The following is a 23,245-nucleotide window of genomic DNA, read 5'->3' on the forward strand; positions in this document are numbered from 1 at the left end:
CCTTCGCTGCTTCTTATAGACCCATCATAACATAAAAAAATTATAAATCAATACTTTTTCTAAAAATTTTTAAGATAATCTAAAATTTTTTGTATTTCGCTCTTGCATTTCTTATATATAGATGATAAACTGTAGTTATCAAAGCAGTTATGGTATATTCTGCATAAAATATATGTATATTGAATAAAAAGAATGTACAAATTGTGAAAATAAAACATAAGGCTTGGGGAAGGACTTATGTGCATTGTGTCAGTTGAAGAAAATGAGGCATTTGCTTCGCAATCACAGGAATATCATCAGAAAAGGAGAATATCTATGATTATTATTGGAAATGGAAGGATGGTCACCAGAGACCCGGCACAGCCGTTTTTTGAGAATGGCGCAGTAGTGTTGGAGGGGACCAAAATTGTGAATGTAGGAACTCTTGATGACATGAAGGCGGCCTATCCCGATGCAGAGTTTATTGACGCGAAAGGCGGCGTGATTATGCCGGCGTTTATCAATGCCCACGAGCATATTTACAGCTCCTTTGCCAGAGGCCTCAGTATTAACGGATATAATCCGCAGGGATTTTTGGACATCCTGGATGGAATGTGGTGGACCATTGACCGTCATCTGACGCTGGAGCAGACGAGACTGTCGGCGATGGCTACCTATATTGATTCCATTAAGAATGGCGTGACCACGGTATTTGACCACCATGCAAGCTTTGGACATATCACGGACTCCTTATTTAAGATAGAAGAAGCGGCGAAGGAGATGGGCGTCCGCTCCTGTCTGTGTTATGAGGTATCCGATCGGGACGGCATGGAGAAAGCCAGGGAAGGCGTCATGGAAAATGCCAGATTTATCAAACACGCGCTGGCGGATGACAGCGATATGATAGCCGGCATGATGGGCATGCACGCCCAGTTCACCATCTCCGATGAGACTATGGAGCTGGCGGCGGCCAACAAGCCGGACGGCGTGGGATATCACATCCATGTGGCGGAGGGCATCGAGGATTTGCACGACTGCCTGAAGAAACACGGGAAGCGGATTGTGGACAGACTGATGGACTGTGGAATCCTTGGGGAGAAGACACTGCTTGGCCACTGTATCTATGTGAATAAGCATGAGATTGATTTGATTCGCGATACAAATACCATGGTGGTACATAATCCGGAATCCAATATGGGTAATGCCTGCGGCTGTCCTCCGACCATGGAGATCGTACATGCCGGCGTGCTGACCGGACTTGGAACGGACGGCTACACCCACGATATGACGGAGTCCTACAAGGTGGCCAACGTGCTGCACAAGCATCACCTGTGCGACGCCAACGCAGCCTGGAGCGAGGTTCCCCAGATGCTGTTTGAGGGAAATGCAAAGATTGCGGCCCGTTATTTCAAGACTCCTCTCGGCGTGTTGAAAGAGGGAGCGGCGGCGGACGTGATTGTGACCGACTATAACCCGCTGACACCGATGACGGCCGACAATGTGAACGGACATATTCTGTTTGGCATGACAGGGCGCAGTGTCGTGACGACCGTGGCAAACGGAAAGGTTCTCATGAAGGACCGTGTGCTGACCTGCGTGGACGAGGAGAAAGTGATGGCAGACTGCCGTCAGGCGGCGGCTGAGCTGGCGCGGGATATCAATTCCAGATAGTATTTAAAATATATAACACTTAGGAGGTTATGGAGATGTCTGATAGAATGACACCAATCCCATTTTCACAGATGGTGGAATGGATCTTAGAGGAAGAGAAGAGCAAGGGGGCCGTAGTTGGAATCAGAAGGCCGTACCGGGCGGATAAGAAGTACAACAGAACCATTTTTGGACGCACGCTGGAGACGCCGGTTGGGCCTGCTGCGGGGCCTCACACCCAGCTGACACAGAATATTGTGGCCGCCTACTATGCGGGAAGCCGGTTCTTTGAGTTAAAAACCGTTCAGATTATCGACGGAGAAGATTTGCCGGTGAGCAAGCCATGTATCAAGGCGGATGACGAGTGCTACAACTGTGAGTGGTCCACGGAGCTGTATGTTCCCCAGGCCCAGGAGGAGTACATCAAGGCATGGTTTTTACTCCATGTGCTGGCAAAGGAATACGGATTGGGCGGTGCGGACGGCGCCGGTTTCCAGTTCAACATGAGCGTTGGCTATGATTTGGAGGGCATCAAATCTCCGAAGATTGACAGCTTTATCGAGTCCATGAAGGACGCGTCGGGGACGGAGACTTACCAGGCGTGCAGACAGTATCTGCTGGAGCATGTGGGAGAGTTTAAGCATGTGACGAAAGAAGATATCGAGAACATTTCCCCGAATATCTGTAACTCGGTCACTCTGTCGACCCTCCACGGCTGCCCGCCACAGGAGATTGAGCGGATTGCTACATATTTAATAGAAGAGAAGGGATTACATACGTTTATCAAATGCAATCCGACGCTGCTGGGTTATGAGTTTGCGCGGGAAACCATGGATCGGATGGGGTACGATTACGTGGCCTTTGGCGATTTCCATTTCCTGGATGACTTGCAGTACGAGGATGCGATACCGATGCTGAAACGCCTGATGGCGCTGGCGGATGGAAAGAATCTGGAGTTTGGCGTGAAAATCACCAACACCTTCCCGGTGGATGTGAAGCAGAATGAGCTGCCAAGTGAAGAGATGTATATGTCCGGTAAATCCCTGTATCCGCTGTCCATTTCCCTGGCGGCGAAGCTGGCGAAGGAGTTTGACGGGAAGCTGCGCATCTCCTATTCCGGCGGTGCGGACTTCTTTAATATCAAGGAGATTGTGGATGCGGGTATCTGGCCGGTGACGGTGGCTACCACACTGTTAAAGCCGGGCGGATATCAGAGAATGTCCCAGATGGCGGAACTGGTGCAGGAAGAGAACGGGGCCTTCGAGGGCGTCAGCGCGGAGAAAACCGCGAAGCTGGCGGAGAATGCCATCACGGATAAGCACCATGTGAAGGATATCAAGCCGCTTCCATCCAGAAAAATTGATGGAAATGTGCCGCTGGTGGACTGCTTCTTCGCACCGTGTAAGGAGGGATGCCCGATTCATCAGGATATCACCACCTATTTACAGCTGGCCGGGGCCGGAAAGTATGAGGAGGCCATGAAGGTGATAACGGAGAAAAATCCGCTGCCATTTATCACGGGAACCATCTGTGCCCACAACTGTATGAGCAAATGTAACCGCAACTTCTATGAGGACCCGGTGAATATCCGCGGCGTGAAGCTGGTTTGTGCCGAGGGCGGGTATGACGCTCTGATGAAAGAGGTGAAGGCGGGAACATTATCCGGAAAGAAAACAGCCATTGTGGGCGGCGGCCCGGCAGGTATGGCGGCAGCCTACTTCCTGACAAAGAACGGTCTGCCTGCCACGATCTATGAGCAGAAAGACAGCTTAGGCGGCGTTGTGAAGCATGTGATACCGGGATTCCGGATTGCGGACGGGGCGATTGAGAAGGATGCCTCCATCGTGACGGCTTACGGGGCGGAAGTGAAGTACCACACGACGGTATCCAGCCTGGATGAGTTGAAGGCGGAGGGATATGACTATATTATCCTGGCGACAGGGGCCTCCAAACCTGGCGTGCTGAAACTGGAAGCGGGAGAGACGGTGAACGCCCTTGATTTCCTGGCGGAGTTTAAGGCGAAGGAAGGCAGGCTGGATATTGGAAGCAATGTGGTGGTTATCGGCGGCGGAAATACGGCCATGGATACGGCCAGAGCGGCGAAGCGGACGACCGGCGTGGAGCATGTGTATCTTGTATACAGAAGAACGAAACGCTATATGCCGGCGGATGCGGAAGAACTGGAGATGGCGGTTGAGGACGGCGTAGAGTTTAAAGAATTGCTGGCTCCGGTGAAGTTAGAAAACGGCCGGCTGCTGTGTGACGTGATGAAGCTGTCCGATATGGACACTTCCGGACGGCGCGGAGTGGCAAAGACGGGGGAAACGGTGGAGATACCGGCGGATACCGTGATTGCGGCTGTGGGCGAGCAGGTTCCGACTTCCTTCTATCAGGAGAATGGAATCAATGTCAGCGAGCGCGGAAAGGCTCTTGTCAACGAGGAGACTCTGGAGACCAGCCGGGAAGGCGTGTTTGTCATCGGTGACGGACTGGGCGGCCCGGCGACCGTGGTGGAAGCCATGAGAGATGCCAGAAAGGCGGCGGAAGCGATTCTCGGAAAACCGGCGGCCATGGACTTTGACGATACGGTCAGCGATTTGTCGAAGCTGTATGACAGAAGAGGAACCCTTGTGGAGACGAAGGAAGACAAGGAGGACTGCACCCGTTGTCTGGGATGCTCCAATATCTGTGAGAACTGTGTGGATGTCTGTCCGAACCGGGCCAACATTACCATCACCGTACCCGGTATGGAGAAACACCAGATTATCCACGTAGATTATATGTGTAATGAGTGCGGCAACTGCAAGAGCTTCTGCCCGTATGACAGCGCACCGTATCTTGATAAATTTACACTGTTTGCCAATGAAGCCGATATGGAGAACAGCAAAAACCAGGGCTTTGTGGTATTGAACGCGGAGAGCGGCGAGTGTAAGGTGAGATATTTAGGCGATATCTATACCTGCAAGACTTCGGATGAAGACAGCAGGGTGCCGGAAGGGCTTCGCAGAATCATCGCTGCGGTATGCCAGGATTATAACTATCTGTTAGGATAAGAAAGCAGGTGAACTTATGTGTACATTGACGAGCGACGCGGGAACTGCCCGTGATGGCATGGATGGTGGATTCACGTTACAGATTAACGGAAAGACCGTGACGGTGGCGGAGGACAGGAAATTAATCGATGTTCTCAGAAATGACTGTCATCTAAAATCTGTGAAAGACGGCTGCAGCGAAGGCGCCTGCGGCACCTGTACGGTGTTGGTGGACGGGAAACCGACGAAAGCCTGTGTACAGAAAGTATCAAAATTCGTGGGCAAATCCATTGTGACGGTGGAAGGACTTACGGATCGGGAAAAAGAAGTGTTTGTCTACGCCTTTGGAGAAGCGGGAGCCGTTCAGTGCGGCTTCTGCATCCCCGGCATGGTGATGTGTGCCAAGGGTCTTCTGGATGTCAATGATCATCCAACCAGAACGGAGATTGCGGCGGCGCTTCGCAACAATATCTGCCGGTGTACCGGATACAAGAAGATTATTGACGCGGTGGAGCTGGCGGCGAAGCTGTTCCGGGAGGACGTCAAGGACTTGAAGGCGGAGCATATCACCGGCGTGGGCCAGAGAGCCCACCGGGTGGATGTGCGCGAGAAGGTGCTGGGTTACGGCGAATATGTGGATGATATGGAAATTGAGCATATGATTTACGGAAGCGCCATCCGCACGCCGTATCCGCGCGCCCGGGTATTGTCGGTTGACAAATCGAAAGCGTTGGCATTGCCGGGTGTCCGTGCGGTGCTGACAGCTGAGGATGTTCCCGGGAATAATAAGGTTGGCCACTTAAAGAAAGACTGGGATACCATGATTCCGGTGGGCGGCATTACCCGTTATGTGGGCGACGCTGTCTGTCTGGTGGCGGCGGACACCCCGGAAATACTGGAGGAAGCCAAGAAACTGGTGGAAATCGAGTATGAGGAGCTGCCGGGAGTATTTTCCCCGGAGGAAGCTCTGGCGGAGGGAGCGCCTCTGGTTCATGAGACCGGCAACCTTCTGGCTCACGAGCATCTGGTGAGGGGCGATGTGGAGCAGGCCATAAAAGATGCGGCCTACGTGGTGACGATGGATTATGAGACACCGTTTACGGAGCATGCGTTCCTGGAGCCGGAGTGCGCTATTGCCATCGTGGATAAGGATGGGCAGGAAGCCCTGTTATATACCTCGGACCAGGGAACCTATGACACCCAGCACGAGTGTGCCGGAATGCTTGGATGGGACAATGACAAGGTTCATGTCATCAACAAGCTGGTGGGCGGCGGCTTTGGCGGCAAGGAGGATATGTCCGTGCAGCACCATGCGGCCCTTCTTTCCTACCACACGGGACTGCCGGTGAAGGTGAAGCTGACGAGAAAAGAGAGCATTATGGTGCATCCGAAACGCCATCCGGCGAAGATGACCTTCACGACGGCCTGTGATAAGGACGGCTATCTGTTAGGCATGAAGGCGGTGGTGGTGACGGATACCGGCGCCTATGCATCCCTGGGTGGACCTGTGCTTCAGAGACTCTGTACCCATGCGGCCGGGCCATATAATTATCAGAATATAGACATTGACGGAAAAGCGGTTTACACCAATAATCCTCCCGCAGGCGCGTTCCGGGGATTCGGTGTGACGCAGAGCTGTTTTGCAACGGAATGTAATTTAAACCTGCTGGCGGAGAAGGTGGGCATTTCCCCGTGGGAGATTCGCTATCGCAACGCCATCCGTCCGGGGCAGGTGCTGCCAAACGGACAGATTGCATTTCCGGGCACCGCGCTGGTGGAAACACTGGAGGCGGTGAAAGAGATTTATGAGAATCATCCGAGAGCGGGCATTGCCTGTGCCATGAAGAACGCCGGCGTGGGCGTAGGGCTTCCTGACTGGGGGCGCTGCCGCCTGACGGTGGAGGACGGAAAGGTACATATCCGTTCCGGCGCTTCCTGTATCGGGCAGGGGCTTGGCACCGTGCTGGTTCAGATGACCTGCGAGGCTCTGGGCATTTCGGACACGGATATCGTGTATGTGCCGGCGGAGACGAATCTGGCTCCGGATTCCGGTACCACCTCCGGTTCCCGCCAGACTCTGGTGACAGGGGAGGCGCTGAAACGGGCCTGTGATGATTTGAAAGCGGATTTGGAAGGAAAAACGCTTGCGGATTTGAACGGCAGAGAGTATTATGGGGAGTATCTGGCGGCCACAGACAAGATGGGGGCGGATAAGGAAAATCCGGTGTCCCATGTGGCTTACGGCTATGCGACCCAGGTGGCTCTTCTTCGGGAGGACGGAACCGTGGAGCAGATTGTGGCGGTCCATGATGTGGGGAAAGCGATCAACCCGCTGTCGGTGGAAGGCCAGATTGAGGGCGGCGTGGTGATGTCACTGGGCTATGCGCTGACGGAGGATTATCCGCTGGAGCAGGGCAGACCGACCGCGAAGTTTGGCACGCTGGGACTCTTCCGTGCGGATAAGACGCCGGATGTGAAGAGCATCATCGTGGAAAAGAATAAGGATACACTTGCATTTGGCGCGGTGGGCATCGGGGAAATCACTTCGATTCCGACGGCTCCGGCGGTGCAGGGCGCTTACTACCGGTTTGACGGGGAGTTTAGAACGAAACTTCCGCTTGAGAGAACGCCGTATAGTAAGAAGAAATAAGGCTTTGAGGGACGTGAACTCCAATGGAGGGCGCGTCCCTGAACGTGTTTTATGCGATAGCTGGCAGAAAGGAAGGATGCGGATTATGAAACGGTTGTTAAAAGGCGGTAATGTGGTGTCAGGCGAAGGCTGGGCACAGGAGGATGTGCTGATCGAGGACGGAATCATCAAGCGGGTGGGAGCGGATTTGACCTGTGAGATGAAGAACGTGGATGCGGTGGTGGATGTATCCGGAAAATGGCTGTTTCCCGGGTTTATTGATGCCCACACCCACTTTGATCTGGCGGTGGCTGGGACGGTGACGGCGGACAATTTTGAGACGGGGACGAAGGCGGCGATTTCTGGCGGAACCACCACGATTCTGGATTTCTGTACCCAGTATAAAGGGGAGTCCCTTCAGACGGCGCTGGACAACTGGCATAAGAAGGCGGACGGGGTCAGTTCCTGTGACTACGGATTCCACCTGGCTATCTCGGACTGGAACGATGACATCTGTGAGGAGCTGGCCAAAGTGGTGGCCGACGGCGTTTCCTCGTTTAAGTTATATATGACGTATGATGATATGATTCTGGATGACGAGGCCATCTATGAGGTGCTGGCGAGACTGAAAGAGCTCGGCGGCATTGCCGGGGTGCACTGTGAAAACAGCGGGATTATCAAGGCCATGGTGAAGGAAGCGAAGGCAGCAGGACACATGGACACGTCGGCCCATTCCGCCACAAGACCGGCGGTGGTGGAGGCGGAGGCCATCAGCAGGCTGTTAAAGATTGCGGCTATCGTGGATACGCCGGTGATTATTGTGCATTTGAGCTCCGGCGCCGGGTACCAGGAAGTGAAGTACGCCAGGGAGCGGGGCCAGGAAGTGTATCTGGAGACCTGCCCGCAGTATCTGCTACTGGATGAGAGCAAATACCGGCTGCCGGATTTTGAGGGCGGGAGATATATTATCGCGCCGCCGCTCCGGAGAGTGGAGGACCAGACAAGGCTGTGGAACGCGTTGAGGAAGGACCACATTCACACCATTTCCACGGACCACTGCAGCTTTACGCTGGCGCAGAAGGAGATGGGAAAGGATGATTTCACGAAGATTCCCGGCGGCATGGCAGGCGTTGAGACGCGGCCGGTGCTGATTTATACCTACGGGGTTCTGACTGGAAAACTGACGATTGAGCAGATGTGCCGCCTGCTGTCGGAGAACCCGGCAAAGCTGTACGGGATGTACCCACAGAAAGGATGCATCGCACCGGGAAGCGACGCCGATATCGTGGTGTGGGAACCGGATGAGGCGTGGACCCTGACCAAGGATAACCAGATGGCCAATGTGGATTACCAGGCGTATGAAGGGTTTAAAGTGAAGGGAAAGGCGGAGAAGGTGTATCTGCATGGCGAACTGGTCGTGGAAGATGGGCGTGTGGTGAAGGAGTTTGAGGGAAGGTATGTGAGGAGGAAGACTCGGACGGAGATTGATTGAAGGGTTATGAAAATTTAATAAGTCGATGTATTGTCAGTCTTTGGAGTATCTGGTAAAATAATGGCAGGTACTACCAGAACGGTAGGCGGTTAGCCCTCGTTACAGAGGGACTGGACCCTCTGTTTACATAGATATCTCCTTGTGGGGAAATCTTTGCCAAAGGAGGGTATGCGATGGTGACTTATTCGGATTTGTTTCAATTCGTGTTAGTACTGATTGCAGTTGCGAGTTTTTCATACAAAATGAGCAATAGAAAATAACCGCCCCTTGCCTAAGTGTGCGGTTATTTTCGTTATAATCACATATAAGGGCTAACCGTCTATCGGTAGTACCTGTTTTTTACAATTCCATCATAGCAGATATCCTGAAAAATGTCAAATATTTGTATGGTAGTATGAGACCATTTATTTATGAAAATGCGTAGAGACATAGATATAGAATTAAGGGAAATGAGGGAATATGAGCATTTATCGAGTAGATACCATCAACGGTGAGAGCCGGTTAAACGAACTGTCAAACCTGTGGGAAGCGTTAGAGCTGGATGAGACAGTGAAAATCATCTCCATCACCGGCGCCGGGGGGAAGACCAGCGTGATGTTCCGGCTGGCGGAGGAATTGAAAGCGATGGGGAAACGGGTGATAGTCACCACGAGTACCCATATCTTATATCCGGAGAATTATCAGACCGTGTTGATAGAGCAGGCGTCCGGGTTAAGTCAAGTGACGTGGAAAGACAAGATTCTTGTGGCCGGCGGCTCTGTGAAAGAAGCAAGCATGCCGGAGAGTGGGGAAGCATGCCGCAAGCTGTGTGGAATGGAAGCCTCCCACATCGCCGGCCTTGCGGCCTGGTGCGATGTGCTGCTGATTGAAGCAGACGGCTCCAGGAGACTTCCATTGAAAGCGCCGGCCAGCCATGAACCAGTCATCATACCGGAGACTGACGCGGTGATTGGATGCGCCGGGCTGACCAGTGTCGGAAAGGCATGGGAGGCGGGCTGTTTCCGGCCGGAACTGGCGGTGGAGCTGCTGGAAGCAGCAGGACACAAGCCGGAAGCTGCCATTCGCCCCGAAGATGTCGCTTACATTCTGACAAGCTGGAACGGCACCAGAAAACACGCTGGGGAGCGCCCTTACCGTATTGTGCTGAATCAGGCGGATGGGGAGCGGGAACTTCGGCTGGCGCGGCAGATCGTCCAGGAAATCAGATTTACAGCGGATATTCCTATTGTCATAACTTCAAACTTAATAAAAACCAGATAGATGCCGTTACATATAGTTGAATATCAACTACGTGTGGTGGCATCACTTTTATGTATTAATCATACATCTTGATACATTCCTCCACTAAATCCCAAAACCATCCAGTATCAATGGAAATCCCGACTTTGGCATTTGGAGTATGTCCCAATACGCCCAGCTCGTCACACACAGTACGTCCATAACACGGTCCGTTGTTCACATCGATTTCCACAAACATATCTCTGGTTTTGATACAGCCCGGATTGATAAGATAGCCGATGCAGGTGGCGTCATGCACGGGCCCCCCGGGCAGTCCGTAATTTTCAAACTGCGTTTTCAGTGTGAAATTCATGATGTCACTGAACAGCTGCCCGGCGGCATTCCCTACATTTTCCATGCGTGAAATGACGTCGGGGGTACATACTGTCTGGTTGGTTAAATCCAGCCCCATCATCACCAGCGGCACCCCGGAGGTAAAGACAACCCGTGCCGCTTCCGGGTCCGCGAAGATATTGAATTCTGCGGAAGGTGTGAAATTACCGGTGCCATAGGCGCCGCCCATCAGTACAATCTCCCGGATTTTAGGTATGATGGCAGGTTCCATACGCATGGATACAGCGATATTGGTGAGTGGTCCCACCGGAACCAGAGTGATATCCCCGTCGCTTGCCATCAGAGTTTCAATGATGTATTGTACGGCATGAATCTTCTCCTCTTTGCGTGTCAGCGGTTCAAATACCGGACCGTCCAGACCGCTTTCCCCGTGGATATTGCCTGCCACAATCTGCTCCCGCATCAGAGGCCTCGGCATGCCCTTATACACTGGTACTTGAATCCCCAGTTTCTGGCAGACATTCAGCCCATTTACCAGTGTTTTGTCCAGCGTCTGGTTACCTGCTACAATAGTAATCCCCAGCAAATCAATGGCAGGATGTCTGGCTGCCATCATGATAGCAATCGCATCGTCGTGCCCTGGGTCACAGTCCAGTATGATTTTCCGTTTTTCCATTTTCAGTTCTCCTTTCTCTTATCACCGCATCTGCGGTGATTCTCCACCTCGTTCTATTTGCATTATAACAACGGAAACGATATACTAAATATGAGAAATCTCATACTGGAAGGAGAAAACATGAAAGAAGTAAAAAATGAGACAAAAAAGCAGCAGCTGATGGATAGCTCCGGCTATTTGCAGCAGTTTTCAACCGACATGACATCACACACCCGGCTGTTTCGGATAGAGGCGGGAGAATATATTGTAAAAGAAGGGGAGCGTCCGGATTATTTGTTTTATCTTGCACAGGGCAGAGCCAAGCTATATGTGACCATGCCAAACGGACGTGTATCCCTCATAGATTTTTTTACGTCCCCTTGTTTTATCGGGGAGATGGAGTTACTCAATGAAGAGTTCGAGGTCAGGGCCGTACAGGCAATTGAAACAAGCTGGTGTCTGGCACTTGGGATGAAACAGCACCGGAACCAGCTTTTAAACGATGTGATATTTCTGCGCAGTCTCTGTATTCTGCTAAGTGTTAAAAATTACCGCAATATCATATCCGCCACGCAGAATCAGTCCTTTCCGCTGGCAAATCGTCTGGCCGCCTTTATCCTGCTTACCCAAAATGAAGGCGTTTACCAGGAAAAACACACTCAGGCGGCGGAGTATCTGGGAGTATCCTACCGTCATCTGCTTTACGTTCTGGCACAGTTTCAACGGGACGGCCTGATAGGCAAACAGGGTGGCGGTTATCTCATCAGGGAGCCGAAGATTCTTGCCGGGCTGGCCCGGGAAATGGCGCCGGATGAGGAGCAGTTTTTATAGAGTCTCCGTCAATTTTGGCAGCAGCCGGTTGGCCGAGCAGTTGATAAGCTCCGGTTCTTTTCTGGCAATGTAGGCTTCCAGAGAGTTTCTGTCAATCATAGCCGGGATAACGCCCTGTCTGGAGACACAGAAGCCGGCCGCATAGGTGGCGATTTTGGCGGCGTTGACCAGAGAGTAACCGTTTTGAAGATAGACGGCTAGTGTAGATATAAATGCGTCAGCTGCCCCGGTGGTGTCTACCGGGATGAAGTCAGCGGCGGGGAGGTATCCACAGAAGGAAGTATCTTTGATATAACAGCCATGGTGTCCCAGCGTGATGATCACTGTTTTGGCGCCCATGGCGAGAAATGCATCCGCTTTGCTTTCCACATCCGGCATGCCCGGGCATAACATTTCAGCTTCTTTTCGATTGGGCACAAAGATATCTATATACTGCATCAGGGAACGGTCAATCCGGTTGATGGCGGCTGGCTTTAATATATTTTTGACTCCGTGGGCGTGAGCCAGCCTGGCCGCTTCCAATATAGCCGCTTCCGGCACCTCTGTCTGAAGCAGACAATATTCACAATGCTCAAATAAATCATCATAACAGGAAATATCAGCCGGAGTCAGGTTTTGATTGGCTCCTGCCAGCAGCGTAATCATGCTTTCCCCATCATTTTGCACATGGATGTAGGCTTTTCCGGTCTCGGCCAGAGAATCCCGCTTGATCCCCTGAATATCAACGTGGTATTCTTCCATATAGGAGTACACCAGACTGGAGTCGTAATCATTGCCGACCCGCCCGATTAAGGATACCTCATTTTCCAGTTTCGCGACTCCCACGGCCTGGTTGGCTCCCTTGCCTCCGGGAATGACGGAATGTTTGCTGGTGCTGATGGTCTTGCCCGGCTGCGGCAGTTCATTGACGTTCAAAGTCACGTCAATATTAACACTTCCCACCACCACAATCCGCTTGGAATGGGAGGAAAATGGAATATCCAGACTGAGGGTGTGGTCCAGCGGGTAAGCGGACTCAAACGCCGGTAACATGTTCTCCTGTTTTTCGCATGAATCAATCAGTCTCTCGCAGACAAAGCGGCCAAATTCATAGTAGGGTATCTTAATACCTGATATTCCCGGGTAGCGGGTATTTTCTCCCATATCATCCCGAAGGCTGATGAGAGAGAGGTCGTAAGGGACAGAAATTTTAAATTTGCCCAGCTGCTCCATCAGGATTGTGGCGGAGTCGTAGTAAGGGCTCACAATTCCGGAAAACGTGTGCGATAGAACCCCGTTGTACCATGAACCTGACTCGGCCGGAAGAATCATGCTGTCGGAGAAGGGGATGTTGTTGTCAAAAAAGACATTTGCGAAATCCCTCCAGCACCGCCTGGGAGCGGGGACTGTTTTCCTTCAGCAGACAACCCAGCTTTCTGTGATGATAATCTACCAGCATCTGTGTGGCCTGATACCCGATCTCGGTAAAGTCAATAAAATAAGAATTCTGTTTCTCATCTGAATTTATCAGGCAGATTTCGATATTCTGCTCCTCAAAATAATGCCGGTTGTCCAGGCTTTGCGCGTGAACCGGCTCCCAGATGACCCCATCTACATTGTTCTTGCACAGAGAGGAGATATTCTTTAACTCATTGGCAGGGTCCGTGCCGCTTTCGTAGACCATAACACTGTAACCATGTTCCTGAGCCGCGGAAATGATGCCGTTCAGAAACAGATTCGTCCTGGAGAGCGAAGGAATCAGTAGGCCAAGAATAAAGGTTCTGGCCTCCGAAGTGCTTTTTACGGAGCCATAAGGTACATAGTTATAATCCTTTACAATTTTTAAAACCCGGTTTCTTGTCTCTACATTAATGTTCTCATCCTTGTTGTTGACGATTTTGGATACGGTAGAGATAGAGACGTCAGCCAGTCTGGCTATATCTTTTATAGTCATAAACTCAAGTCCTTTCTGTATTATTCTTATTCTTTTATCCCCTTAAAATATCCTTCTTGGAATATCGATTATCAAATACGCTTAAAGAAAGTATTTGATAAAAAATATTTCTTATAAAAAATATACTCCAAATATTGACAATAGTCAATGAATGGAGTATAAATAATATAAAGAAACTTATTTAATAAAATGTTTTACCATACAAAATCAACAATGCACACAGAAAAATAAGGAGGTGAGGGGATTGAAAGGAAAAATCCTTATCGCAGGCAGCTTAAACATGGACATCGTCATCAACATGACCAGGATGCCTGTGATTGGTGAAACTGTTTTGGGGAAGGAGCTGGCCAATGTTCCCGGCGGGAAGGGTGCAAATCAGGCGTGCGCGGCCGGAAAGCTTGGCGGAGACGCGGTGATGCTTGGATGCATCGGCCGGGACAGTTTTGGCGGTGTGCTGCAAAAGAGTCTGGCGGATAGCGGGGTAGACAGTTCCAGACTGAGACAGACCGGCAGCTGCACCGGAACAGCTTCCATCTATGTGGATGGAAACGGAGATAACAGCATTGTGGTGGTTCCGGGAGCAAATCACGATTGTGGTGTGGAATATTTAAAAGAGATGGATGACGCCTTTCAGGAATGCAGTTACATACTGCTTCAGATGGAGATACCGCCGGAGGCGGTGTACTACGCCGTCAGAAGAGGACGGGAGCTGGGAAAGACCGTGATTTTAAATCCGGCTCCGGCGCCGGAGGAGATTCCGCGGGAGATTCTTGAGAAAGTGGATTATCTGACACCTAATGAGACGGAGCTTGCCAAGTTAAGCGGTCTGGAAGGAACCGATGTCAAGTCCATTGAGGCAGGGGCCCGGAGGCTGATTGAGATGGGTGCCAGGCATGTGATTGTCACTATGGGAGACCAGGGCTGTTTTCTGGCTGGTGATGGAAAGACAAAGGTCTTCCCGGCAAGAAAGGTGGAATCCGTGGATACCACAGCGGCCGGTGACTGCTTTAACGGAGCCTTTGTCACGGCGCTCGCGGAGGGGATGAATGTAGAAGAGTCCATCCGGCTGGCCAATGCGGCTTCATCCATCGCGGTGACAAGGAAAGGGGCACAGAGCTCCCTGCCGACAAGGGAGGAAGTGGACGCGGTCCAAAAGGCCTGCCGGGAGGTGAGCTAAGTGAGATATTCAAAGAAAAGCATTGTGGTACGCTGTATCGTCATTGTGATGGGGGTGTTCCTGGCCGGGTTCGGCTGTGCCTGTTATATGAAGGCAAATTTAGGCTCCGACCCGGTGACGGCATTTATTCAGGGACTTGGAAAAGTACTGCATGTTTCCCCGGGAATGGCCACGAACGTATTAAATGTTTCGGCGTTCCTGATTTTACTGGTTGTGGGACGCAGGCTGATTCATATCGGCACCATTCTCTACACGCTGCTGCTCGGCATTTTTGTGGATGCGTCATCCGCTCTGCTGACAGCCGTATTGGGAAATGCTCCGGGAATGCCCAGCCGGATTATCGTGCTGGTGCTGGGGACGGCCGCGATTGGATTTGGGCTGGGATTATACCAGGCGGCAGAGCTTGGAATCGGGCCTACGGATGGGATTAACCAGACCATCGTGAGAGTGACAGGTCTTCCTTACAGAGTGGAGAGAATTCTGTTTGACGCGGTGATGGCGGCGGCAGGATGGCTGCTCGGAGGGACTGTGTTTATTGGAACTATTGTTGGGATTGTAGCGGTGGGGCCGATTATGGCTCCTACGATTACATGGGGTAAGAAGCTGTTACATGAGGAGAATCCCCAGCGTACCACGCGCGGGGAACATTAAGGAGGAGAAAGCATGAAGAAAATGTATGGAAGAATTGCAGCGGTTATCACGGCGGCGGCCCTGGTGTTTAGCATGGCCGGATGTGGACAGAAGAAAGCGGCGGAGGATGACAAGCTGAAAGTAGCATTGCTGATAACGAGCAACCTTGGCGATAAGGGCTTCTATGACAGCGCCAATGACGGTATGAAACTGATAGCCAGCGAGCTGGGAGCGGAAGTAAAGACTATCGAGATGGGGCAGGACCCGTCCAAATATGAGCCGTATTTCCGGGATGTGGCAGAGCAGGACTGGGATTATATCATAGTCGGTTCTTCACCGGCAGTGGAAGTGGCCGAGACATTGATTCCACAGTATCCGGACAAGAAGTTTATCATGTTCGATACGGAGGTGGACTGGAGCAAGGGAGATTTCAAGAACCTGTACTGTGTGCAGTATAAGCAGAATGAGGGCAGCTTCCTGGCAGGCGCCGTGGCGGCAATCATGACAACAGAGGGCAAAAATGCCAATCCGGAGAAGATTATCGGCTGTATTGGCGGCGGTGATCTTCCTATCATCAACGACTTTATGCTGGGATATATCAGAGGCGCCCAGTATGTGGAACCGGATATCAAGGTGGCGGTTTCCTATGCGGGAACCTTCGTAGACTCCACAAAGGGAAAAGAGCTTGCACTGTCACAGATGAATCAGCAGAAGGTGGATATCTGTTACCAGATAGCGTCCCAGACAGGAATCGGTGTTCTCGATGCGGCGAAGGAGCTTGGCCTCTACGCGATCGGCGTTGACGGCGACCAGGCGGCGGCATTTAAGGATTCTGACCCGGCTATGGCCGAGGTGATCGTCACATCCATGATGAAACGTGTGGACCAGTCCCTGCTCAGAGCCGTGAAGATGGCGGAGGAAGGCACGCTCACATGGGGCCAGACAGAAGTTGTCGGTCTGAAAGAGCTTGGTGTGGGAATCGTTTACGGAGAGAATTTTGAGAGAGAATTATCGGCGGAGAATCAGCAGCTGGTCAAAGACCTGGAGCAGAAGATTATCAACGGTGAGATCGTCGTTGACTCCGCAATCGGTATGGATACCGCAGACTTTGCAGTCATCCGCAACGAAGTAGCGCCGTAATGGAACTTTTGATACCGTGATAAAGGAAAGGCTGCCGGCATCCGATGGCAAACGAAAAGGTGCCGGCAGCCTTGAAAGAAGGTGGAACGATGGGAAATGCAGTTGGGGAGAATCCAAATGGCAGTGCAGGGGAAGAGATACTGCGGATGAGCAACATCACAAAGGTTTATCCCAATGGCTTTGTTGCCAATAAAAATGTGGATTTCCAATTGAGAAAAGGTGAGATTCACGCCCTGGCCGGAGAGAACGGAGCGGGGAAATCCACCCTGATGAAGGTCCTGTTTGGAGAGGAACGGCCGGATGAGGGGGAGATTATCTACAAGGGAAAGCCAGTCCAGATTGACAGTCCGCTTACGGCCATTGATATGGGAATCGGAATGGTGCATCAGCATTTTATGCTGGTTCCATCCCTGACAGTGGCGGAGAATATGGTGCTGGGTCTGGAGCCGCAGAAGTTTGGATTTATCAGATTCGACGAAGCGGTGAGACGGACCATGGAAGTGGCGGAGAAATACGGGCTGCCCATTGATGCCCATGCCCGTGTGATGGATTTGAGTGTGGGGCTAAAACAGAGGGTGGAAATCTTAAAGGCATTGCTGCGTGGAGCGGATATCCTCATACTGGATGAGCCGACAGCCGTGCTGACACCCCAGGAGACGGTGGAGATATTTGAGGAGCTGAAGCATTTACGGAAACTGGGGCATACGGTTATCTTCATCTCCCATAAGCTGAATGAGATTAAAGAAATCTGCGACAGGATTACCATCATGAGAGATGGCAGAACGGTGGCGGTCAGGGATGTGGCGTCAGTTTCGGAGCAGGAGATATCGAAGCTGATGATTGGACGGGATATTGATTTAAAGACCAACAAAAAACCGGCGAAACCGGGGGCGGTTAAGCTGGTGGTGGAGCATGTGAGCTATCACGACATGGCGGGCAGGGACATTTTAAAGGATATCAGTCTGTCGGTGCGCCAAGGTGAGATTCTTGGAATTGCCGGTATTGAGGGAAATGGACAGAATGAGTTGAGCGAATTGATTACCGGTATGAGCAAATTGCAACGCGGTTCCATCAAAATCGGAGGCGTGAGTATTGAAAAGAAATCCATACGGAAGGTCAGGGAACTGAAGGTCTCCCATGTGTCACAGGACAGAATGACGTATGGAGTGGTCAGTACGGCCGGTGTCAAGGATAACATGATAGCGGACCGCTACTATAAACGGGAATTCAACAAAGGGATCCTGTTAAACCGGAAGAAAATTGAGAGTGAGACCGACCGCCTGATTCAGGATTACGGTGTGAAATGTGATGACAGGGACCAGCCGGTCAGCATGCTTTCCGGAGGAAATATGCAGAAGGTGGTAGTGGCCCGTGAATTCTCCTCCGGTCCGGAACTGGTGATTGCCAACCAGCCCACGAGAGGCATCGATGTGGGGGCTGCGGAGCTGGTGAGAAACAAGCTGGTGGAGCTTCGGGACGGGGGAACTGCTATTCTGCTGATATCCGCCGATTTGGCGGAGGTTATGGAGCTGAGCGACAGCATTATCGTGCTGCACAACGGCAGTGTGGCGGCTTATCTGCCGGATGTCACCGGATTAAGCCCGGAGGAACTGGGCGAGTATATGCTGGGAATCAAGACGATGGATGAGAAGCAGATAGGGAGGTGTATGCATGAACAGTAAGACAATTGAAAAACGGTTTGATGTGATACGAACCCTGCTGGCCATTGCCATCTCTCTCGGTATCGCGCTGGTGATTATCATCATTGTCAGCGATAATCCGGGCAATGCCCTCTACAATTTCCTGATAGGGCCGCTGACCAGCCCCAGACGGTTTGCCAATGTGATTGAACTGTCGATTCCGTTAATGTTTTGTGGACTGGCTGTCAGCATCGTGTTTGCGGCCGGACAGAACAATATGGCGGCGGAGGGCTCCTTCTATGTGGCCTGTGCGGTCAGCTCTGTGGTGGCGGTTCTGGTGGAAGCGCCAAGAGGAGTTCATGCGTTTGTCTGTATTCTGGCCGGTACGGCGACGGGAATCTGCATCATGAGCATTCCGGCTATCCTGAAACTGAAATGGCAGGCCAACGAGCTGGTGTCCTCCCTGATGCTCAATTATATCTGTCTTTATATGGGCAATTATCTGATACGGACGAAGGTTCTTGACACCTCCCTGGGGATTACGTCCTCCCTGCCGTTTCGGGATACGGCGTCTCTGCCGAACCTGATACCAGGCACGAGACTTCACCTGGGTTTGCTGTTTGTGATTGCGGCGGTGATCATCTGCTGGTTCATGATGTATAAGACAAAGCTGGGATATGCCATACGAATCATCGGACAGAACCAGAATTTTGCCAAATATGCGGGAATCGGCGTGGGAGCAACCGTGCTGGGAGCGCAGGTGATTGGCGGAGCGCTGGCAGGATTTGGTGGAGCGGTGGAGATGACGGGAATGTATAACCGTTTCCAGTACCAGGGACTTCCCCAGTACGGGTTTGACGGAATGCTGATCGCGATTATTGCCAAATATAATCCGGCTCTTGTTCCGGTGGCGGCGATTTTCCTGTCCTACATCCGTACCGGCGCCGATATCATGAACCGGACCAGCGATGTTCCCTATGAGATTATATCTGTAATTCAGTCAGCCATCATTATGCTAGTGGTTGCCAAGATGTTCTTAAACAAGTTTAAGCATCAACAGATTGTGAAATATTCCAGGCGTGAACTGGAGCAGAAGGAGGTGTCGGAGCATGAAGCAAATTAGTGATATTATCTTCTCAACCGATTTTTTCTATTCCATTCTCCGCATTTCCACACCGATTATCTTTGCCGCCATGGGAGCGCTGATTACGGCAAAGGCCGGCGTGATTAACATCGGACTGGAAGGTATTATGTTGTTTGCAGCATTGTCAGGAGTTATCTTCAGCGCCTATTCCCAGAGCGCCTTTGTGGGGCTTTTGGTAGCGGTGATAACCGGGGTTCTGATTGCCATGCTGATGTCCTATGTGGCCTTGGTATTGAAGTCCCACATTACACTGACCGGTATCGCCATCAATATGTTTTCCTCGGGATGTACCGTGTTTATTCTGTATCTGGTATGCAAGGACAAGGGGATTTCTTCCTCCCTGGCCAGCAAGGTGCTGCCGACCATCCATATTCCGGTGATTCAGAATATTCCGGTGCTGGGAGATATTATCTCCGGGCACAATGTGCTTACCTACGTGGCCTTTCTGGCTGTGGCCTTCACCTACATTCTGCTCAACAAGACGGCTGTGGGCCTTCGGATCCGCGCTGTTGGGGAGAATGAGCAGGCGGCTCTCTCTGTGGGAGCCAAACCGGTGAAATACCAGTTTATCGCCATGATTATCAGCGGTGTTCTGGCCGGCATGGGCGGAGCTTATATGTCCATGGGCTATGTGTCCTGGTTTTCCAGAGATATGATTGCAGGAAGAGGATTTATCGCACTGGCGGCCCAGCAGCTGGGACAGGGGACGGCCACGGGTACACTGGGGGCCACCCTTATCTTTGGAATGGCGGATTCCCTGGCCAATAACCTTCAGGCTATGCAGATGCCGTCGGAGGTGGTGCAGTCCATTCCTTACATAACAACGATTCTAGGACTGGTGGTCTTCTCGGTTGTGAAACAGCAGAAAGAGATTAACCGGATGAAAAAAATGTGATAGTTACCGATAGAAAGTGAGAGGTGTTTATATGGAACAGAAGAAGCGGGCCTGGGAGTACGCAAGAGAGATTATAGAGAGGGAAAAACCATTTCCGGAACGGGCGGGACGGGTGTCCTGGGATGAGGTAATCCGGGATGGAGTCCGGGATCTTGACAATATGAAATACGTGTGGGGAGGAAATGTGACGGAATCCCTGATGCCGCTGTTTTTCATTGCCATGTATATCCAGGAGTATGGAAACCTTGGATATGATGTCTCCAAAGCGGAGGCCATGCTGGAGGAGGGGCTGGAGTTAAACAGGACGAAGCAGGATATCGCCCTATACCGCCATACCTGCCGGCTGTACCGGGAGTTATACAATTCCCCACAGATACCAGGACACAGACATTTTTCCTACAAGGAATACGCCACGTTTGAGCAGTATGAAGCGGCGGTGGAATTCCCGGAGTACGGTGAGATTAGCCTGTCGAGGGAGGAATTGTTTGATAAGGTTTACGCCGGCTGGCTGGCCCAGGTGTGCGCCGGCGCCGTGGGAACGGCGGTGGAAGGTTATCATACCAGGAAACTGGAGGAAGTTTACGGCTGGGTGGACCGATATATTAAGGACCCGGAGATGTACAACGATGATTTGACCTTTGAGCTGGCATTTCTGGAGACCTTTATCCGGAAGGGTTATGATTTGACGGCGGCCGATGTGGCGGAGGACTGGGCGGCCAGACTGCCGTTCGCATTTACGGCGGAGGGGATTGCCCTTAAGAATATTAAGAACGGTCTGTACCCGCCGGAGAGCGCTACCTTCCGCAATCCGTTCTATGAACTGATTGGAGCCCAGATGAGAGGCGGAATCTGCGGTATGGTGGCTCCGGGCAATCCGAAGCTGGCGGCGAAACTGGCCTGGGAGGATGCCAGCGTGTCCCATTACAACAACGGGGTACTGGGTGAGATATTCAACGCGGTGATGGTATCCATGGCCTTTGTGGAGCGTGATGTCAAAGAGATATGCAGGAAGGCTATTGGGCTGATGCCGGAGGACAGTGAATACCGCTCTGTGGTGGACTACGCCTGGGCGGCCTGTGAGAAGTACGGCAATTGGCGTGATGCCTGGCTGGACTGTGATGAAAAATATAAGGAATACTGCTGGATTCACGCTTACCCCAACGCCTGCGCCGAGGTGGTGGCACTGTATTTCTGTGAAAATGATTACGATAAGCTGGTCAGCTTAATCGCCATGTGTGGTCTGGATGTGGACTGTAACGCGGCCCAGGTTGCCAATATTCTGGCAGTCATCCAGGGCAGCGCCTGTATCGGCGAGAAATGGACGGAACCCATAGGAACTTATATGGAGACTTATGTGAGAGGCATGGAGATTGTGAAATTCAAGGTGCTGACAGAGAAGACCGTGGATGCCATTTACCGTGCAAAGGAGGGACATCGTGAGTAAGAAAGCGTGGGAAATCGCCTGCGAGATGACCAGGAACGCGGTTCCGGTGATGCAGACGGAAGAGGACAGGGAATGGACGGAAGGAAAGACAAGTATCGGTGACATTGATATCGAGGAGACCAGAATCCGGTGGATAACCAATGTTCCGGGAAGCCGTGCGCCGGATTACGTGTTTATCGGTGGAATTCAGGCGACGGAGAATATGGGCTATGATGTGAGCGAGGCGGAGGCCATGATTCCCGCCATCCAGGAGGCTTACGACACTCATGACGATGTCACGATGCTGAAGCTGACGGCAAAATTGTTTGAGGTGCTGGGACGGGCACCCAAGGTGGAGGGGCATCCTTACTGGAATTACCGGTATTATAACGGGTTTGAGGACCATGCCAGTGAGGTGGAATTCCCGGTTTATGAGACGCCGGAGTTTTCGGAAGAGGTGTTGTTTGAGAAACTCCATGCCGGCTGGCTGGCCCAGATTGCCGGTGCGGCTCTGGGAACGATTATCGAGGGGTACTGCACGGACCAGCTGAGAAAGACCTTTGGAGAGATCCGGGATTATTTACGGGTTCCCAATACTTACAATGACGATGTGCTGTTTGAACTGGCATTTTTGGAGGCGTTCTTGCTGAAGGGGCGGGATGTCACCTCGGAGGATATCGGTCTGGAATGGGTGGGACGGATTGAGTACACCTGGAGCGGGGAGGAAGCAGCGTTTAAGAATATGAAGCGGGGCATTTTCCCACCTCTTTCCGCTACCACTAACAATCCCTGGAGAGAGTGGATAGGCGCCCAGATGAGAGGGTCTGTCTGCGGTATGGTGGCTCCTGGCGAGCCGGCGCTGGCGGCGAAGCTGGCCTGGACGGACGGCACGGTGTCCCACGTAAATAACGGTGTTCTGGGAGAGGTGTTCAATGCCATTTTGGTGTCACTGGCTTTTGTGGAACAGGATGTGAGGACGCTGTTGAAAAAGACCATCGATATGATGCCTGCCCGCAGTGAGTACTACTCGGTGGTGAAATTTGCCTGGGATGCCTGTGAGCGTCACGGGGAGTGGGAGCCGGCCTGGCGGGAATGCGAGGAGCGGTACCAGCGCTACAACTGGATACATACCTATCCCAACGCGGCGGCGGAAGTAGTGTCCTTGTACTTTGGTGGAAATGATTTCGAGGAGTGCATGCATGTCTGTGCCATGTGCGGTCAGGATGTGGACTGCAATGCGGGGCAGATTGGGACAATTTATGGAATTATGTTCGGATATGCGGGAATTGCGGAGAAATGGACGGCGCCATTTGGGGATAAGTTCGACAGTCTGTTCCGTGGATATGAGCATACCACGATATCCCATCTGGCTGAAATCACACAGAAGGCAGTCAGACTGGCGATGAAAAAAGAATAGGTCAGT

The 23,245-nt window shown here is 51.9% G+C and carries 17 protein-coding genes; 14 read left to right on the top strand and 3 right to left on the bottom strand.

Annotated elements, in window-relative coordinates; all coding sequences use genetic code 11:
- The first annotated feature begins 315 nt into the window (after nucleotides 1–315).
- From ssnA to yqeC, 5 genes are all read left to right on the top strand, one after another.
- Entirely contained in the window at nucleotides 316–1,650 is a 1,335-nt protein-coding gene (ssnA, locus tag HMPREF9473_RS16400; protein ID WP_006781281.1) for a putative aminohydrolase SsnA, read from the top strand.
- Nucleotides 1,651–1,685: 35 nt separating this feature from the next.
- Entirely contained in the window at nucleotides 1,686–4,682 is a 2,997-nt protein-coding gene (gene ygfK / locus HMPREF9473_RS16405) for a putative selenate reductase subunit YgfK (RefSeq protein WP_006781282.1), read from the top strand.
- A 16-nt stretch (nucleotides 4,683–4,698) separates the two neighbouring features.
- Nucleotides 4,699–7,311 (top strand): selenium-dependent xanthine dehydrogenase, encoded by a 2,613-nt coding sequence (gene xdh, locus HMPREF9473_RS16410; protein ID WP_006781283.1) that lies wholly within the window; start codon nucleotides 4,699–4,701, stop codon nucleotides 7,309–7,311.
- An 85-nt stretch (nucleotides 7,312–7,396) separates the two neighbouring features.
- The gene (hydA, locus tag HMPREF9473_RS16415; protein ID WP_006781284.1) at nucleotides 7,397–8,782 is read left to right on the top strand and encodes a dihydropyrimidinase; all 1,386 of its coding nucleotides are present in this window, start codon (nucleotides 7,397–7,399) and stop codon (nucleotides 8,780–8,782) included.
- Nucleotides 8,783–9,241: 459 nt separating this feature from the next.
- Complete coding sequence (yqeC, locus tag HMPREF9473_RS16420) at nucleotides 9,242–10,042, top strand: selenium cofactor biosynthesis protein YqeC (RefSeq protein ID WP_006781285.1); 801 nt, start codon at nucleotides 9,242–9,244, stop codon at nucleotides 10,040–10,042.
- A gap of 55 nt (nucleotides 10,043–10,097) precedes the next feature.
- On the opposite strand, the gene rihB is transcribed toward yqeC, so the two are convergent.
- Nucleotides 10,098–11,030, bottom strand: a complete 933-nt coding sequence (gene rihB / locus HMPREF9473_RS16425; protein ID WP_006781286.1) for a ribosylpyrimidine nucleosidase — start codon at nucleotides 11,028–11,030, stop codon at nucleotides 10,098–10,100.
- A gap of 120 nt (nucleotides 11,031–11,150) precedes the next feature.
- Between rihB and yeiL the strand changes: the two genes are divergently transcribed.
- Nucleotides 11,151–11,840 (top strand): transcriptional regulator YeiL, encoded by a 690-nt coding sequence (gene yeiL, locus HMPREF9473_RS16430; protein ID WP_006781287.1) that lies wholly within the window; start codon nucleotides 11,151–11,153, stop codon nucleotides 11,838–11,840.
- Here the strand turns inward: yeiL and HMPREF9473_RS16435 are convergent.
- Together HMPREF9473_RS16435 and HMPREF9473_RS28575 are read right to left on the bottom strand one after the other, a co-directional pair.
- Nucleotides 11,835–13,151, bottom strand: coding sequence for a ribokinase (locus tag HMPREF9473_RS16435; RefSeq protein ID WP_006781288.1), 1,317 nt, complete (start codon nucleotides 13,149–13,151; stop codon nucleotides 11,835–11,837). The two genes, yeiL and HMPREF9473_RS16435, sit on opposite strands and share 6 nt — an antisense overlap.
- Before the next feature lie 25 nt (nucleotides 13,152–13,176).
- A complete protein-coding gene (locus HMPREF9473_RS28575; RefSeq protein WP_006781289.1) occupies nucleotides 13,177–13,773 on the bottom strand; it encodes a LacI family DNA-binding transcriptional regulator in 597 nt (198 codons plus the stop codon).
- 235 nt (nucleotides 13,774–14,008) lie between these two features.
- Here HMPREF9473_RS28575 and rbsK point away from each other — a divergent pair, with 235 nt between their 5' ends.
- The 8 genes from rbsK to HMPREF9473_RS16475 all read left to right on the top strand — a co-directional run bounded on the left by rbsK (nucleotide 14,009) and on the right by HMPREF9473_RS16475 (nucleotide 23,239).
- Nucleotides 14,009–14,950, top strand: a complete 942-nt coding sequence (gene rbsK, locus HMPREF9473_RS16440; RefSeq protein WP_434059277.1) for a ribokinase — start codon at nucleotides 14,009–14,011, stop codon at nucleotides 14,948–14,950.
- A complete protein-coding gene (locus HMPREF9473_RS16445; RefSeq protein WP_006781291.1) occupies nucleotides 14,951–15,601 on the top strand; it encodes a YczE/YyaS/YitT family protein in 651 nt (216 codons plus the stop codon).
- 12 nt (nucleotides 15,602–15,613) lie between these two features.
- Nucleotides 15,614–16,720, top strand: a complete 1,107-nt coding sequence (locus tag HMPREF9473_RS16450; RefSeq protein WP_006781292.1) for a BMP family ABC transporter substrate-binding protein — start codon at nucleotides 15,614–15,616, stop codon at nucleotides 16,718–16,720.
- A gap of 89 nt (nucleotides 16,721–16,809) precedes the next feature.
- Nucleotides 16,810–18,402, top strand: coding sequence for an ABC transporter ATP-binding protein (locus tag HMPREF9473_RS16455; RefSeq protein WP_006781293.1), 1,593 nt, complete (start codon nucleotides 16,810–16,812; stop codon nucleotides 18,400–18,402).
- Nucleotides 18,392–19,483, top strand: a complete 1,092-nt coding sequence (locus HMPREF9473_RS16460; protein ID WP_006781294.1) for an ABC transporter permease — start codon at nucleotides 18,392–18,394, stop codon at nucleotides 19,481–19,483. The genes HMPREF9473_RS16455 and HMPREF9473_RS16460 overlap by 11 nt, the downstream gene beginning before the upstream one ends.
- Entirely contained in the window at nucleotides 19,470–20,399 is a 930-nt protein-coding gene (locus HMPREF9473_RS16465) for an ABC transporter permease (RefSeq protein ID WP_006781295.1), read from the top strand. The genes HMPREF9473_RS16460 and HMPREF9473_RS16465 overlap by 14 nt, the downstream gene beginning before the upstream one ends.
- Nucleotides 20,400–20,430: 31 nt before the next feature.
- Nucleotides 20,431–21,843, top strand: a complete 1,413-nt coding sequence (locus HMPREF9473_RS26945) for an ADP-ribosylglycohydrolase family protein (protein WP_006781296.1) — start codon at nucleotides 20,431–20,433, stop codon at nucleotides 21,841–21,843.
- A complete protein-coding gene (locus tag HMPREF9473_RS16475; protein ID WP_006781298.1) occupies nucleotides 21,836–23,239 on the top strand; it encodes an ADP-ribosylglycohydrolase family protein in 1,404 nt (467 codons plus the stop codon). The genes HMPREF9473_RS26945 and HMPREF9473_RS16475 overlap by 8 nt, the downstream gene beginning before the upstream one ends.
- Nucleotides 23,240–23,245: the final 6 nt, after the last annotated feature.

The organism is Hungatella hathewayi WAL-18680, from assembly GCF_000235505.1.
Lineage (GTDB): Bacteria > Bacillota > Clostridia > Lachnospirales > Lachnospiraceae > Hungatella_A > Hungatella_A hathewayi_A.

Bases quoted from the DNA above. Each gene is read 5' to 3' on its own strand.
- yqeC (WP_006781285.1), top strand. From the start codon at position 9,242: ATGAGCATTTATCGAGTAGATACCATCAACGGTGAGAGCCGGTTAAAC.
- HMPREF9473_RS16460 (WP_006781294.1), top strand. From the start codon at position 18,392: ATGAACAGTAAGACAATTGAAAAACGGTTTGATGTGATACGAACCCTG.
- hydA (WP_006781284.1), top strand. From the start codon at position 7,397: ATGAAACGGTTGTTAAAAGGCGGTAATGTGGTGTCAGGCGAAGGCTGG.
- yeiL (WP_006781287.1), top strand. From the start codon at position 11,151: ATGAAAGAAGTAAAAAATGAGACAAAAAAGCAGCAGCTGATGGATAGC.
- HMPREF9473_RS26945 (WP_006781296.1), top strand. From the start codon at position 20,431: ATGGAACAGAAGAAGCGGGCCTGGGAGTACGCAAGAGAGATTATAGAG.
- ssnA (WP_006781281.1), top strand. From the start codon at position 316: ATGATTATTATTGGAAATGGAAGGATGGTCACCAGAGACCCGGCACAG.
- HMPREF9473_RS28575 (WP_006781289.1), bottom strand. From the start codon at position 13,773: ATGACTATAAAAGATATAGCCAGACTGGCTGACGTCTCTATCTCTACC.
- HMPREF9473_RS16435 (WP_006781288.1), bottom strand. From the start codon at position 13,151: ATGATTCTTCCGGCCGAGTCAGGTTCATGGTACAACGGGGTTCTATCG.
- HMPREF9473_RS16455 (WP_006781293.1), top strand. From the start codon at position 16,810: ATGGGAAATGCAGTTGGGGAGAATCCAAATGGCAGTGCAGGGGAAGAG.
- ygfK (WP_006781282.1), top strand. From the start codon at position 1,686: ATGTCTGATAGAATGACACCAATCCCATTTTCACAGATGGTGGAATGG.
- HMPREF9473_RS16465 (WP_006781295.1), top strand. From the start codon at position 19,470: ATGAAGCAAATTAGTGATATTATCTTCTCAACCGATTTTTTCTATTCC.
- rihB (WP_006781286.1), bottom strand. From the start codon at position 11,030: ATGGAAAAACGGAAAATCATACTGGACTGTGACCCAGGGCACGACGAT.
- HMPREF9473_RS16450 (WP_006781292.1), top strand. From the start codon at position 15,614: ATGAAGAAAATGTATGGAAGAATTGCAGCGGTTATCACGGCGGCGGCC.
- xdh (WP_006781283.1), top strand. From the start codon at position 4,699: ATGTGTACATTGACGAGCGACGCGGGAACTGCCCGTGATGGCATGGAT.